We start from the raw sequence: 16092 nt of genomic DNA, 5'->3' as shown, positions 1-16092 counted from the left end.
TTAACGGGTAAGAGAATGGTTAAAAGGGCTGGTACGTAATCAGCCCTTTTATTTTTCCACTGACTCAGAGATTGGAAATGCCATGTAACTGATCATCAGATGAATAGATCATGACTCAAGCGCCATACAAGGGGGTGATCGTAAACCTGCGAAGAGTTCGTGTGACCGCTGAAAAACAATTATAATCAGATGAAATGCCCATGAGAAAGTCTTCGCCGACAGGGGTATGATTACAATGGGCATTCGATGTGATCATTAAAAATCAATTTGTAAACACATGAAAGCAATCAAAGAAGCCTGGCAAATTCTTAAGAAATCCGTCACTTCCTTTATGCAGGAAGATGCGTTTACCTACGCGGCCGCCATCTCCTTCTATACGATGCTTTCCCTACCGGCAGTCTTGCTGATCGTGGTGTCAATAGGAGCCACGTTGTATGAGGAAAACAGGATTCAGCAGGAGTTGGTCGGACAGATTTCCAGTCTGATTGGTTCTTCCACGGCCAAGCAGATCGAGCAAATCCTTGCTGAAGCCTCCATCAAAGAGGATAGCACCTTTCTGGCTCGGGCGGTGGGGATCGGTACGCTTATCTTCAGTTCGACGACGGTATTTTTTGCGTTGCAGGCGGCCATGAACAAGATCTGGAACATTGAGGCCAAGCCCGAAAAAGGATTCTTGAAATACCTGCTCAACCGACTGCTTTCACTCGCCATGGTGGTCGGGATCGGATTTGTCCTGATGGTATCGCTGGTGGTGGAGGCCTTGCTAGTCATCTTCCGGGATTTTATACAGGGATTTCAAGAGACACTCTCTGAGATCGTGATGAAGGTCAGTTCAGAGCTGGTTTCGTTTAGCATTGTTCTGGTGATTTTTTCGCTGATGTACAAGATTCTACCCGATGCCAAACTGAAATGGCGGGATGTATGGGTAGGAGGGTTAGTGACCACGATCTTGTTTGTTGGGGGCAAGTTGCTCATCGGACTTTACCTCGGATCGAGTTCCCTGACAGATGTCTATGGAGCGAGCGGATCCCTGGTTGTATTGCTTGTATGGACTTACTATGCTGCTTTTATTTTTCTCTTTGGAGCCAAAATCACGTACGTCTATACCAAGCGAAAGGTAGGAGAGATCGAGACCTATGATACCGCTGTGGAGGTAAAGACGATGAAAATTGAAAAGCCCAAGTAGCTATCTGCACTGCTCTCAATCCGGAGGATTTTTCCACATTCTGTGGACTTTGGCAGACTCTCCAGACGTGGAGCTGGCAGTTAATGTAAAAGAAAGCCCTGTCCGAATGGCGTGCGGCAAAATTTAATTTTATAAAAGTAAGTGCGGTTGAAATTTGCTTCAACAAGTCGGCAATGGCCTTAATGTTGAGCGATTTGTGGCAACCAAAATACACTAGCTATGACTACCGCAACCAATCAAAAAGCCACGCTGTCCAATCATCTGAATCTGGACGAAAAGCAGATGAAAAAATTAAACGGCCAGCTCAATGACCTGTTGGCCGACTACCACGTGTTCTATCAAAATGTCAGGGGATTTCACTGGAATGTGAAGGGTGACGACTTTTTTACACTCCACGTCAAATTTGAGGAGCTCTACACCAGACTCTATCAGTCAATCGATGAGTTGGCCGAACGAATCCTAATGATCGGATACAAACCCAGTCATGCTTATTCAGACTACCTGAAAGCCACCATTCACAAGGAAATCACAGATGTATTCTCAGGAGATGAATGCGTGACTCACGTAATCACTGGCCTCGGAGTGCTGATAACTTCTCATCGGAAGGTAGCCATGCAGTCAGAGGAGGCGGGTGACATTGCCACGACGGATATGCTGACCAAGTTTGTCGGCGATTTGGAGAAGAGAATGTGGATGTTTACCATGTATAAAAAATAAGTCTGGGCTGAATCAGAATCAAGAAGGCTGTCTATAGGGGCAGCCTTCTTGCGTTTTAGAAAATCTGAAGCGAATTCCCCGACGGAATGTGGAAAGCAGGCAGCCCGGGCATATTTTCATTGAGCCAGTTTTTGACGAATTCAGACCCGCCCTCCTCGCTCGCTGAGTGGCCAATCTCGATCATGGAGAGCTTGATTCCCATCTCGTTGGCGGCACGGACGTACTCGGGAGTTTCCCATTCGTTGGATTCTCCGCAGACGAGGACGTCCGGTTTTTCTTTCATGATGCCTTCTATTTGCCTTCTGCCACCCACTGCGCCGGGTAGCAGCAACACTTTGCTACAGGGCTGGCTGAGGTCTCCGACATAGCGCATGGCGGGCACGCCCATGCTGGTTTTGATGTGATTGATCAGTTCTCTGAGATTGGTTTTTGGAATGTTGAGCACTGGGCTTTTTGCCTGATAGTAGTTGGTCCAGCCCAGTTCCTCCACAACGCCGATCCGTACTCCGTCGTCCCGCATCCGATGTACATAGTCGTGGTTTCTCCAGAGCGTAATCCCGTTTTTTTCCATCAGATCATATTTCCCCCGAAAGACCGGATCACTCAGAAGGTAATCGGTTTCGTCCTGTCCCGAAAAAAAAGTCGGTTCGTGTGGAATGATCAGGTTGGCCTTGAGTTCGATGGCTTTTCGGATGATTTCCAAGGTGGTAAACATCGTCGTCACCACGCCGGTCACCACCGTATCTCTGGAGCCGACTTTGATGGTGTCGACCGTTTGGGCAAAAGGTGCATTGGGAACTTGGGCAATGAATGCGTCTATGATTTCTCCAACTGTCCACGGTTTTGCAGACACTGAGGCGAAGGAAGAAAAGGGATTTGCAAGCAATCCGGCAGCTACCAATGCTCCGGATTTGAGAAGAAATTCACGTCGGGTAGTTTGGGTTGAATCGTTCATTGCATTTGGTTTTTTTCAATTTAAAGAAAAAGTTTAGCCAACTTTTCCTCGAAACAAAAAAGCCTTGGGTTTGACTCAAGGCTTGAATAAGAGTTTTGATTTTGACCTATTCCACTTTGATATTTGATATCCACAGCGTCCTTTTTCCTTCGGCATTGAAGTGTTCGGTGACAAACTTCAGAGGACCATGACTTTCAACAGTTTCCCAAGTGACCGGGCGGCCTTCGGCACCGTTTCCTCTTCTGAAAACCCATTCGGTAATCATCAAATTTTCATCCAAATAGAGATCATATGCATCACCTGGAGTGTATCCCATTCCCATAGACTCGGCTTCTCCCGATTGATAGATGATGGTGAGCTTGGTTGAATTTGCTCCTTTGATGGGAGAGGGAACATTCTCGACCGTCTCAAAAGTATAGCCCTGATCCCAGGCCAATTGAAAAGGCATCATTGCCCAGTATTTATCGTTGATAAACCCTCCGTCCTGCTTTGGCAACGAATCAGCAGTTAAACTATAAGTAAACGTGGTGTCCGGGCCGGAGTAATAGACTGTGCTGTCCTTGATATTCCATTTCCAATCTCTTGAAAGGACATTTACTGAATCCCGCTGCACGTTCCAGGTATATGCAATAGAATTGACCTTGTCAAAATTTTCGATTCCATAGGCTTTGGCCACTTGGAAGGGGAGTGTGTCGGGCATCTCAGTCTTCTGTTGACAGGCACTGACTAGGATGAGAGAGGAAAATAGAAAAAGGGTGGTTTTCATGATCGGGATTGTTTTACGGGTTCAAACTGGTCAGATCACCCATAGTTCAGAAGTTCTGGGCTTTCGTTTTGTAAGTCCAATCCTCTGATATCGAGCTAGAACTAATATAGGGAATAGTTCGAAAGATGATTGTCTCCGTATCGCTAAATGACTGGATTCTTTGCTTCGAAAAGTTGAAACAAGCTTCCATCTGAAAAACGTTTGACAATTTCTGGATTTCGGTCAACAAGCTCGCTCTGGAACGGTTGCTCGGTCAATCTAAGGACATCCTTTTTACTGTCAGGAAGAAGAGAGGATTTAAGTATAGTTTCTCATCGATCTGGGTTTGACGACCAGGTAAGTGATGGGAAAGGTGAGTAGGCCTATTTTCAGCTTAGTGTGTGTTTAAAATTTGAATTGACCCTATGCTGGTTCTCCCTCAGCTACCAGATTAGCACCTCTCCATCGTTTCTTCTTTCGTTGGGTCTGAAAAGATTGATCACCAATGAAAACTCATGAACTCCTCCCGGAAGTAGATAGCTATTGATCAAGGGGTACTCGTACACATATCCAGCTCGGAATTTTCCAAAAATAAATCCAGCCTGCAGGCTGTTTGCATAATTGACCCGATTCCCGACTCCCAACCATACCACATCTTTCAGCAAAACTTTGAGGTTGAATTCGAAGACATCCGGAAGGTCTTTTCTGGTTCGGTAAAATCCATTGGCAGAAACCGCCAGATTCTGTCCCAGCGCTTCTCTGTAGCCGGCCATGACCATTTGCTCGGCCGGATAGCCATTGATGAATTCATCTCCGTTTTGGATTTCTCCGCCAGTCACTCGCTGGACACCGTAGGAGAAATAGTAGTTGGCATGGGTAAGAGCGATTCCCAAGTTTAAATCCAACACATTCATATTGGAGAATGAACCAAGATATTGTCCCAAAACCGGATCATTTTGCTCTTCCGACGAAAGCGCATTTCCGTCCAGGCGAATGCTTTGGTAGTTGATGCCAACTCCCAACCGCAAGTTGTGGCGTTCGGTTAGGCGGATTCTAGATGCATAGTTGAGCATGATTTCGTTTTCGCGAAAGGCACCAAAATTGTCCTGAAGGAAATTGGCCGATATCGCGTTTTTGCCCATCAATGCAGGATCTTCTTCGCCTGCCAATTCTCCAAAATCAAGCTCCGCATTGAAAAAATAGGTTTTTGGGGCGCCTTCGATACCTCCCCATTGGCTACGCACAAATCCTCTGACCACGCTCCCCTCATACCCCGTAAGAGCGGGATTAAAATAGCTTTGAAACTCAGAAAATTGTGAGACAAATTTTCTGTTTTGAGCCAATGAATCGGTGCTGATCAAGCCCCAAATCAACACCAGTACCAGATAGCTAAATTTTCTCATTTTGTAAATCGATTGAAAAGTGTTGTGTAAAAACAGGGAGAATGATCTAGAAACATCTCCCTGTTTGAGTATTTATATTTTTACTTCTTCAGCAGGGTCAATACCCCTCTGCGTACTTCCCCAGACTCGCGCGATTCTACGATCCATACATAAGAACCTGCTGGCATTTCTTTGCCTTCAAATGTGCCATCCCATCTTTCTTGGGGCTTTTCGGTATAGAATATACGTTGTCCACCACGATCGAATACCTGCACTCTTCCTCCCGTGAAGTACTGGAGACCGGGTACGCCCCATGTGTCGTTTACGCCATCTCCGTTAGGAGTGAAGGTATTCGGCACTTCCAACTGATCCAGCGGCGTGCGCTGCCTGGTGATCTGGAAGGATTTCTGCAGTTCATTGCCAGCTCGGTCTGTTACGCTGAGTAGAATGCTAAAGTCTGTTCGACCGGCCGCAGGATCCGCGCTGCTCCAGAAGAGGATGCCGTCGAGTACTTCGAAGTAGCCATTGTCTGCGGCCCCATCCACCAAGGTCAAAGTATGTATGTTATCCGTAGGATCTATCACGGTAAAGCCTCCGATCTCTTGGAAATACTGGTCAGGAACAGCAATGAAGCTGTTATTGCTCAGCGTCACATCCTGTGGCGCGGGCTTAGCCAGCACCGTGATCTCCAGCATTGGCTGCAAGCCATACGGATTGAACAGTCCCTCAGTCACTTCTGCGGTACCCGAATAGGTGGTGGAGCCTGTGCTCATGCCGTCGTAGCCTTTCAGATCCCAAGTCACCGTCAGATTGACAAACTCGCCTTTGGACGTGATCGCCACTACTTCGGCAGGAACTGTGAGGTCATCGGCTGAAGTTCCCCAGACCGCTTCCAGGCTTCCAGTGACAAATTCGCTCACGGCTCTTTGCTGGACATAGTCTGGAACGCCATCTCCATCTTCATCCGGAAAGTCTGTTCCGTCGTTAGGGTCCGTCCCCTTCTGCTCTTCGACATAGTCCGGAGTCCCGTCTTCGTCTGTATCCTGGTAGTCTCCCGGATCACTTGGATCAGTTCCCGTTTGCTCCTCTACATAGTCCGGCACATCGTCTACGTCTGTATCCTGATAGTCCGTTGGATCTTTAGGGTCGGTTCCCTGAGTTTCCTCCACGTCATCCGGTACGTCATCACCATCCGTGTCGTTGGTGAGGATTTCGAAGTCTGCACCCGTATAGTCAATCGAATAGTTTGTCCCGGCGGCGAGGGTTCCTATCGTGATGGCATAGCTGCCAACTTCCTCACCTGGTACGCGGGAAAGTGTGCCGGTAAGAATGGATTCGGTATCCGCACCTTTCAATCCCGAAACGGTATAGGTCAGTTCAGGATCAGCCGTACCGTACAACTTGCTTTGGCCAGTGCCTACGGTAATGGTCAGTGTAGCCGGCGTGATCGTTAGATCTGCCTTCAGCACTTTTGTAGTATAGTTCGCTCCTGTGATGGTGGCCGTCACTTCTTGAGTTCCGACGTTAGTTCTGGAGTTGTTAGCATAACCCACCGAAGTTCCCATCGGAAGAGTCCCTGCTATTGCCAGAGATTTGGCGGTGCCATCGTAGGTAAAGCTTCCGTCTGTGAAAGTGACACCGCTGATCGTTGCAGGGGTAATGGTCAGATCAGCAGTCAAGACCAAGGTTGTGTAGTTTGAGCTTGTGATGGTGGCGGTCACTTCCTGAGTTCCGACATTCGTTCTGGAGTTGTTAGCGTAGGCTACCGAAGTTCCCATCGGAAGAGTCCCTGCTATTGCCAGAGATTTGGCGGTGCCATCGTAGGTAAAGCTTCCGTCTGCAAAAGTGACACCGCTGAACGCTGCAGGGGTAATGGTCAGATCAGCAGTCAAGACCAAGGTTGTGTAGTTTGAGCCGGTGATCGTGGCCGTTACTTCCTGAGTTCCGACGTTCGTTCTGGAGTTGTTAGCGTAGTCCACCGAAGTTTCCATCGGAAGAGTCCCTGCTATTGCCAGAGATTTGGCCGTGCCATCGTAGGTAAAGCTTCCGTCTGAGAAAGTAATACCGCTGATCGTTGCAGGTGTGATGGTCAGATCAGCAGTCAAGACCAAGGTCGTGTAATTTGAGCCTGTGATTGTGACTGTCACTTCCTGAGTTCCGACGTTCGTTCTGCTATTGTTAGCGTAAGCCACCCAGGTGCCCATTGGAAGAGTTCCAGTGATTGCCAGAGATTTGGCCGTGCCATCGTAGGTGAAGCTTCCGTCTGCGAAAACAATACCGCTGATCGTTGCAGGGGTAATGGTCAGATCAGCAGTCAGGACCAAGGTCGTGTAGTTCGCTCCTGTGATGGTGGCCGTCACTTCCTGCGTCCCGACGTTCGTTCTGCTATTGTTAGCGTATGCGACGGATGTTCCAGTAGGCAGTGCTCCAGAGATGGACAAAGACTTAGCTGATCCGTCAAAGACAAAGCTTGCATCCGTTAAACTAATGCCGCTGATTGTTGCTTTGGTAATCACAAAGTCAGCACCGATATAGTTGATCGCGTAGTTCTCACCTGCATTCAAACTTCCCAGATTGATCGCGTAAGCCCCGACATTCTCTCCTGATGCTCTCTCCAATTCTCCGGTCAGGATGCTTGCGTTGTCACCGTTTTCAAAGCCCGAGACGGCATAACTAAAGACCGGATCAACCGTGCCAAAGATTTTGGTTTGTCCCGTGTCGGCGGTCACATTCAACACTTTTGCAGCGATGGTGAAAGTGGCTGAGGTGAAGTCAATCACGTAGTTGCTTCCGGCATTGAGACTGCCAATCAAGATTGCATACTCGCCAATGTTCTCTCCCGTTTCTCTCGCCAGCGCTCCTGTCAGAATACTTTCTGTATCTCCATTGCCGAAGTTGGTGGCAGTGAAGGCAAAGACAGGATCAGCGGAGCCGTAGACTTTCGCCTGATCCGGATTTGCGGAAATTTGCAAGGTTCGAGCAGTGATTTCGAAGTCCGATCCTGTGAAGTTGATCGTGTAGTTAGCGCCGGCGGACAGTGATCCCAATCCGATTGCATAGGCGCCGACACCTTCTCCGGCTGCTCTGTTCAGCGCTCCAGAGAAGACGGAATTAGTGTCTCCATTTTGGAAGCCGGTGGCTGTGTAAGTCAGAGCTGGCTCTGCATTACCGTACACTTTGGTTTGACCGGCGTCTGCTGTCACATTCAAGGTGGCTTTAGTGATCTCAAAGTCGGCAGGCGTAAAGTTGATGGTGTAGTTGCCTCCCGCCGAAAGTGTTCCTTGACTGATCACATACAGGCCTACATTTTCTCCCGAAGTTCTTTCGATAGTGCCCGTGAGTACAGTGTTGGTATCTCCGTTTTCGAATCCTGTTGCCGTGTAAGTCAAGGTTGGTTCTGCATCACCATACACTTTGGTTTGACCGGCGTCTGCGGTCACGTTCAGTGTGGTTTTGGTGATCTCAAAGTTGGCAGATGTAAAGTTGATGGTGTAGTTGCTTCCTGCGGACAGTGTTCCTTGGCTGATCGCATAGAGGCCTACATTTTCTCCTGCAGTTCTTTGGAGGGAGCCGGTGAGTACTGTGTTGGTATCTCCGTTTTCGAATCCAGTTGCCGAGTAGGTAAAGACCGGATCAGCATTTCCATACACCTTGGATTGACCCGCAGTGACGGTGACTTGCAGTAGTTGGGTACCAATGGTGAAATCCGCTCCGGTGTAATTGATCGTGTAGTTAGCACCTGCGGAAAGCGATCCCAATCCGATTGCATAGGCGCCGACAGTTTCTCCGGCCGTTCTATCCAGCGCTCCAGTAAAGACGGCATTCGTGTCCCCGTTTTGGAGGCCGGTTGCCGTATATGCAAAGATCGGATCGGCACTCCCGTACGCTTTGGATTGACCTGCATTTGCCGTCACATTCAGGGTCGCTGGTGTGATTTCAAAGTCCTCTCCGGTGTAGCTGATCGTGTAGTTAGCTCCCGCAGAGAGTGTGCCCAATCCGATAGCATAGGCGCCGACACTTTCTCCAGCCGTTCTATCCAGCGCTCCGGCCAAGATGACATTGGTGTCTCCATTTTCGAAGCCAGTGGCTGTGTAGGCAAATGTAGGATCGGCATTGCCATATATTTTGGTTTGACCAGCAGTGGCGGTCAGGTTCAGAGTGGCTTTGGTGATCTCGAAGTCGGCAGAAGTAAAGTCAATCGTGTAGTTGCTTCCGGCGGACAACGTTCCTTGGCTGATCGCATAGAGGCCTGCATTCTCTCCCGGCATTCTGTTCAAAGCTCCGGTAATATTATCACCTGCTACCAACCCAGTACTGCTGTAAGTGAGCATAGGATCCACTGTTCCGTAGATTTTTGTCTGGCCCGTATCTGCGATGATGGCTAGTGTAGCTGGTGTGACTGTGAGGTCCGCTTTCAATACAAGATCAGCGTAGTTTCCTCCCGTGATCATAGCGGTCACCTCCTGCGTACCCACGTCTGTTCTGCTGTTGCCGGTATAGCTCACCGAGGTGCCTGCCGGCAGGGTTCCGGCGATGGCAAGGGATTTTACCGTACCGTCGTAGACAAAGCTTCCGTCGGTGAAAGTGACTCCGGTGACAGTTGCCGGTGTGATGCTAAAGTCCGCACTTACATAACTCAAGGAATAGCCAGAACCAGGGATGACACTAAGCGTTCCTTGCTGGATAGCATAGTCTCCGACATCTTCTCCGATTTCCCTGCTTAGGGCACCTGTCAACACGCTGGAGATATCATCGCCAGGATTCAGTCCCGAATATGTATAAGTCAACGCTGGATCAGCCTGTCCAAATACCTTGCTTTGGGCATCTGCGGTGACATTCAAGACGGTAAGATCGGAAGTAGTGAAACTTACTTCATTTCCATAAACCGTTATTCCGTTGCTGTTGGTAGAATATGCTTTGGCATAATACGTCGTAGTCAAAGCGAGGCCGGAGATCACTTCGCTGAATTCCCCTCCTGTGATAGTCATTACCTCCTTCGAATCTGTCAAATCCGGACCAGGGGAAGTGGAATAAACCACACCTGTTTCGGATGCGCAGCCCACTTCACTGGTGGAGATAGTGCCTCCCAGCGTTGCGCCGGAGAATGTGACACCAGTGACCGCAGCCGTTGTAAGACTTGCCGTAGCCGGCTGTGTAATGGTCACGTTCAATATCTTACTACAGCCGTTGGCGTCAGTTACAGTTACACTGTAAGGTCCAGCGGCAAGACCTGTGGCAGTCGCACCAGTTCCTCCTCCACCAGTCCATTGATAGTCAAATGGTCCAATTCCTTCTTGCACCGTTACTGTCGCGCTGCCATCATTTCCGCCAAAGCAGCTGACATCGGATTGAGAAGTAGTGGCGTTAAGTGTGAATGCTCCGCCGATCGTAAAGTTTTTAGTTAATTCACAGCCGTTCATATCTGTGATAAGTACACTATGATTGCCCGCTGCCAATCCGGTAGCAATGGAACTGGTACTACCTGACGACCATAAATAGGTATATCCACCCGCACCACCCGACGGAGTTACGCTGGCTGATCCTCCGACTCCGCATACGGCATCAATTTGCGAGGTGGAAGCTACCAATGCCGTTGGTTGAGAAATGTCGAATGACTGGGATGCGCTACAGCCGTTAGCATCCGTCACAGTTACGGTATACATTCCAACTGTCAATCCCAACGCTGTGGCTGCGTCGCCACCCGACGGCGCCCATGAGTAGGAATATTCGCCTGTCCCTCCGGAAACCGATATGGTGGCACTTCCGTCGCTTCCGCCAAAACATGACACGTCAGTTTGACTGCCTATAGCGATCAGCAATGCACTTGGCTCGGTGATAGTAGCGGAAGCCATCGCTATTTGCCCGTTCTCATCTGTCACCGTCACGGAATAGCCTCCTGCAATCAGGCTGGTCAAATCGTTGGTACTAGAGGATGTGCCGGCTACAATAGTCCCGTTGCTCCAAGAGTAGGTGTAATTTGCCATGCCTCCAGATACCTCCACGGTTAAACTACCTGTATTGTCACCGTTGCAAGCCACATCGGTTTGGGCCGTGATTGCGGCAGTGATCGGAGCCAGTTTTTGGCTCGTATCCGACACTTCGTCGCCGATATTTCCAGTAGGATCTGTGAGGGAGGCACTAAGCGTTATTGTTCCAATAGCTAGACTTGTCAAGTCAATCCCTGCTACTTGCTGAGTCATAGACGCAACTGTACCGCTACCGGACACGCTTGTTCCGCCTCCACTGCTGGAGAATGAATAATTGAATGTCGCTCCCACTTCCGCTCCTGCAAAAGTGAAGCTCACTGCCGTCTGATTTGTGGTAATTATCGGATCTTGATCTATTAACACCGAATATCCGGAAGGCTTGACTGCGTCGATCACCAACGCTTTATTGGCTCCCAATGATCCGGCTGCTCCAGGGTTCGGCAAAGTCAGAGTCGCATTATTCCCTGGTATATTTCTAAGAGTAGCTCCGTTCAGCGAAAGTGCTGAAGTGGATTGATAATCGAGATCAGCACTTACGTCACCAGCAACTACGGTGTATGCAAAGAGCAAGGTTTCGGTTCCACTTCCAGAGGTATAGGTAGCTTCTCTATCTGTGGAGCCAGTTTCTAGTAACAACCTAGGTGTTCCTCCTGCTGTATTTACGAGGATGTTTTGATTGAATGTTACGGCGACTACGATGGGGCTGTCAACACCATAAGTACCATTTGCGGTCGTGCTACTCACGCCGGTCACAACTGGATTGATAGAATTGACTGTGACCTGAATCTCGTCAGTGTCGGTCAATGGTCCGCCGCTTCCCGTATTTCCCAGATCATTCGTAGAGATCTGAACTGCTGCTGCTCCATAATATCCAGATGTAGGACTAAAGGTCAGCCCGTTGAGTGCGTTGTTTACGTCGGAGATCGAGCCTTCCATCCCCATGGACGCATCGGATGTTCCGTCGCCAATGTTGAAAACAAGTCCTACGGTTCCAGAAAGTGTTAAAGTACCATTGGTTGCAGTAAGTGTTAGCCTGACGCTCGATGCTCCAGCGTCCACATCGCTGATGCTGATCTGGTTTCCGCCTCCGCCATTAAATACCAGCGATGTGTTTTGGCCTGTTACTTGTGAGCCAGGTATTGAGTTTACTGGTGCATCATTGATAGCAGCAACGGCAATGTCAAATGAATCAGAAATGGTCCCGACGTTTCCGTCGTCAGCAGAGACATTGACGCTTACCGTTCCCACGTTTGCATTTGTCGGAGTACCGGAGAAAGTTCGTGTGGCTGCATCAAAAGATAGCCAAACAGGAAGGGCTCCGCCTCCCGCAAGCTCCGCAGTGTAAACCAGCGTACTTCCCAGATCGACGTCTTCAAAGGTATTAGCCGCAAACTGGAAGTTGAAGGCCATGTCTTCGGTTGCATTTTGGTTCGGAATTGGATTGGCGACGGTTGGCGCGTCGTTTACGTTTGCGACGACGATGTCAAATGAATCAGAAATAGTCCCAAGATTTCCGTCGTCAGCAGTGACCGTGATACTGACCGTTTCAACGTTTGCATTCGTTGGAGTGCCCGAGAAAGTGCGGGTCAGCCCATCAAAAGACAGCCAAGCTGGAAGCAATCCTCCACCGTCTAGTCCTGCCGTGTAAGTCAGCGTGGTTCCAGCATCAGCGTCTTCAAACGTGCTGACTGCAAACTGGAAGCTAAAGGCAATGTCCTCAGTGGCGCTTTGGTTAGGGATTGGATTGGCGACCGTTGGTGCACTATTGACGTTTGCGACGACGATATCAAACTCATCGAATACACTTTCGCCGTTTCCGTCAGCTGCGGTAACCTTTATACTGACAGTTCCCACGTCGCCATTTGTAGGAGTACCCGAGAAGGTTCGGGTGGCTGCATCAAAGGATAACCATCCAGGAAGTGCTCCACCTCCGACAAGCTCAGCGGTATAAGTCAGTGTGTTTCCGAGATCAACATCTTCGAAGGTATTAGCCGCAAACTGGAAGTTGAAGGCTGCGTCCTCGCTTGCATTTTGGTTCGGAATTAGATTGGCGACGGTTGGGGCGTCGTTTACAGGCGTGATATTTACATTGACGGTGCCGACTACTACATCATTTCCACCGCCATCTCCAGTATTCCCCTTGTCATTTGCGGTGAGAGTTATGGTTATAGCGTTCGGCCCACTTAGGTTATTGGGTAAAATCAGAGCGGCATTGGTATCTATATTTAAAAAAGACTCAATATTGGCTGCCGGTCCGGTGAGAATCAGCGTTGGCGTGTTATGCCCAGACTGACTGACTCCATAGCCAGCCGGATTACTTATACCAATAACGCCTTGAGAGGTAGCTATGGTCAATGAAACATCACTTAATCCCGCATCTATATCTTGAAATAAACCTGAAGAAAGAGCATCTCTCAAGTAGGCTGGATATTCATCTTCCACTACGGTGATTGAATTTATTATGCCTCCAAAAGTAGGGTCATCATTCACTCCCGCTATATCAAAAGTCCCCGAAGCAGTATTGGAATCCACAGTGCCGTCATTGCTCACGAATGCGATTGTAGCCACACCGGTGCCAAATAAATTGGCAATTGGTGTGAACGTCGCTGCATCCAGCGCTGTATTGATGGCTGCCAAAGTGCCTGAAGCCGTAAAGCTTGCGGATCCGTTTCCGCCGCCTCCGAATGTTACTCCCGTGGTTCCCAAGGATAAGGTGCCTCCTGTAATCGTAAAGGTGACACTTTGATCATCGCTTTCTCCGTCAGTAATTTCGATATCGTCCGGCAGGTCAGCTGATGTATCCTCAGACACTGACGGTGCTGTCGGTGCTGTAGCCACCGGCGCAGCATTTACGATTCGTTGCTTGGTGTCAGTGGCCACTGCTCCGGTATTTCCAGATGGATCTGTCAGTGTCACAGACAGTGTCACCGTACCTCCGCCTAGTCCGCTGAGGTTTATGGATGTGATTTGGTCGGTAAGAGTGGCAACCGTCCCTGATCCTGTCACATCAGTTCCACCGCCATCACTGGAAAAAGTATAATCATAGGTAGCGCCAACTTCGGCATCCGCAAAAGTAAAGCTGGCTGCAGCAGCATTTGCATCGTCAATCTGAGCCTGGTCTATCGCAACGGTGTACCCCGATGGTGCTTCGAAGTCAGAGCAGAACTCAAGATTATCTAAGGCGAGATAGATGAAACTGCCACCTATTTCTATCTCGAGACCATCTACATAGGTTTCAGAATTGTCTACTCCGCCCTCTGTTGAGAAGTCTATATAGAAGTAACCTTGATTGGAACTGAAGTCTGTTGGGAACCCGGTGGTCTTGGTGATAGTATAGGCAGTAGTTGCTCCATCTTTTCCTCTGATCGTGACCGTTCCATCACTGGTTGGTGACGGAGCTCCACCTGTATTGGAAGTCAGAAACAGCGCCAATTTGCTGAACTGGACCGGTGCATCGACAGCTATTGTGTAAGTCCCTGAACCTGTATTCTCCAGGAATTTGCTGGAAGGACCGATTCCGAATCCAGTTCGGTCTTTTACGGCCCAGTTCCCACCTATTGTGAAAGCCTTCCCATTGGAACTAAAGGAAGTGGCACCGTTGATAAGAGACTCGAAGGTTTCGATGTAGCAAGCTCCCACCAAGTGAATTTGCCCGTTTAGAAATTCAAACGGAGGGGTGTTGCCAAGCGCATCTTGAATGTTGGTTCCTGCATTTAGTTTAACCTGAATAGACCCCTCTCCGGATATGCCAGTAACGCCTAATGTGTAGTTAAATCCAGAACCTGAAATACTTGTCAATGCGCCGGTTACCGTGCCGGTTCTAATCAGCGTAAAATCGTCCAAGGTAACATTGGTCGCATTTTCATTGAAGAGCACTTGGAAGTTTACACCGCTTGAGGTGGAGAGTGGGCTTCCTGTTTTTGAGATGCTTTGCACTACGGGTGCCTGCGTATCGACCAATGAAACAGCCTTGCAGAAGTTGAAGTTATCGATGGCCAATTGTGTAAATCCACCGCTAAGTGTAAACACCAGTTCATCTACATTGATATTTCGATAGTTGCCAGCTCCATCCGTTGCAAAATTGATGGTAAAAAAGCCCCCGTTGCTTACCGTACTCGTTGGGAATCCGGTGCTCTTGGAGATTGTAAACTGATCTGCACCGCCTTTTTTTCCTGTGATTACGATCGTGCCGTTGGCAGTCGGGTTATCCCCATTTGTCTGATCAGAAAGAAACAGATCAACAGTACTCATGGTGAATTCTGTCGCGCTGGTCAGGGAGAATGATCCCGCCGTATTGTTATTAATCACAAAGCCACCTGAATGCCCTGCACCGAATCCACCTCGTTTTTCAATTTCCAGTCCCGTTCCTAAAGAAAAATTAGCTCCGTTTCCACTGAAACTGGTGCTGGCATCGGTTTCCGTTTCAAATGTCTCTACAAAGCAGGCTGATACCGTGTGGGGCTGACCCGATGTGAAAGCTGGAGTTCCTTGGATATCATCTTCGTTGGCGATATTGGTTCCGCTTTTCAGATCCAGGCGGATGGTCCCTTCTCCTGATATTCCGGTCACTGCTACCGTATAGCTGCTTCCCGATCCTGAGACTGAGCCAATCGTCCCGGCGGTTCCCGCGGTCGTGAGAACAAAGTCATCACTACTGACATTTTTGGCAGTTTTCGAAAAGCTAACTGAGAAATTAACCGAAGTAGCCGTAGTCAGAGGTGCGCCTACAGGAGAAATACCTGTAACTAAGGGCGGATCAGAATCAACGGGTATCAGAGCGGGGGCAAAAGCAAAATTGTCGATGTAGATAAAAATATCTACACCTTCAATCCGAACTTCATCTATATCATAAAAATCAGGATTTGAGGCGAAGCTTTTCGCTCCAGCACTTTGGCTGTCAAAAGTGACATTCACGGTTGCACCTACTTGGGCGCCACTCTTGTATGCTTTTACCGTCCCAGATGCAGACGCTATGGGATCCCCCCTTTGTAGCCAAATGCTGATTAATTGAAAGGGTGAGCTGTCTGTTTTTTTAATTTTCCAGCCAGTGACGCCCCCAGGAACTGTATTAGTATCATCTAATGCTCTGGTCCCTCCAAATCCACTAGTAGTAGAACTGA

The 16092-nt window shown here is 48.9% G+C and carries 6 protein-coding genes; 2 read left to right on the top strand and 4 right to left on the bottom strand.

Annotation, left to right across the window (positions count from 1 at the left end):
* Positions 1-277 precede the first annotated feature (277 nt).
* Positions 278-1186: a YihY/virulence factor BrkB family protein gene (locus tag G459_RS0102960; protein WP_035455058.1), complete on the top strand. Its 909-nt coding sequence runs from the start codon at positions 278-280 to the stop codon at positions 1184-1186.
* A 219-nt stretch (positions 1187-1405) separates the two neighbouring features.
* Complete coding sequence (locus G459_RS0102955) at positions 1406-1903, top strand: Dps family protein (RefSeq protein WP_026966302.1); 498 nt, start codon at positions 1406-1408, stop codon at positions 1901-1903.
* A 55-nt stretch (positions 1904-1958) separates the two neighbouring features.
* Here G459_RS0102955 and G459_RS0102950 read toward each other — a convergent pair whose 3' ends face one another.
* From G459_RS0102950 to G459_RS26680, 4 genes are all read right to left on the bottom strand, one after another.
* On the bottom strand, positions 1959-2858 hold the full coding sequence (locus G459_RS0102950; RefSeq protein ID WP_026966301.1) for a Nif3-like dinuclear metal center hexameric protein: 900 nt from the start codon (positions 2856-2858) through the stop codon (positions 1959-1961).
* A gap of 106 nt (positions 2859-2964) precedes the next feature.
* On the bottom strand, positions 2965-3624 hold the full coding sequence (locus G459_RS0102945) for a hypothetical protein (protein ID WP_026966300.1): 660 nt from the start codon (positions 3622-3624) through the stop codon (positions 2965-2967).
* A 422-nt stretch (positions 3625-4046) separates the two neighbouring features.
* Positions 4047-5006 (bottom strand): PorP/SprF family type IX secretion system membrane protein, encoded by a 960-nt coding sequence (locus tag G459_RS0102940; protein WP_035455055.1) that lies wholly within the window; start codon positions 5004-5006, stop codon positions 4047-4049.
* Positions 5007-5086: 80 nt separating this feature from the next.
* The gene (locus tag G459_RS26680; RefSeq protein WP_169724996.1) at positions 5087-15886 is read right to left on the bottom strand and encodes an MBG domain-containing protein; all 10800 of its coding nucleotides are present in this window, start codon (positions 15884-15886) and stop codon (positions 5087-5089) included.
* Positions 15887-16092: the final 206 nt, after the last annotated feature.

The sequence above is a fragment of the Algoriphagus terrigena DSM 22685 genome, assembly GCF_000429445.1.
GTDB classification, from domain to species: Bacteria; Bacteroidota; Bacteroidia; order Cytophagales; family Cyclobacteriaceae; genus Algoriphagus; species Algoriphagus terrigena.
This window is presented reverse-complemented; position numbering and strand designations above follow the sequence as displayed.

Bases quoted from the DNA above. Each gene is read 5' to 3' on its own strand.
- G459_RS0102960 (WP_035455058.1), top strand. From the start codon at position 278: ATGAAAGCAATCAAAGAAGCCTGGCAAATTCTTAAGAAATCCGTCACT.
- G459_RS0102955 (WP_026966302.1), top strand. From the start codon at position 1,406: ATGACTACCGCAACCAATCAAAAAGCCACGCTGTCCAATCATCTGAAT.
- G459_RS0102950 (WP_026966301.1), bottom strand. From the start codon at position 2,858: ATGAACGATTCAACCCAAACTACCCGACGTGAATTTCTTCTCAAATCC.
- G459_RS0102945 (WP_026966300.1), bottom strand. From the start codon at position 3,624: ATGAAAACCACCCTTTTTCTATTTTCCTCTCTCATCCTAGTCAGTGCC.
- G459_RS0102940 (WP_035455055.1), bottom strand. From the start codon at position 5,006: ATGAGAAAATTTAGCTATCTGGTACTGGTGTTGATTTGGGGCTTGATC.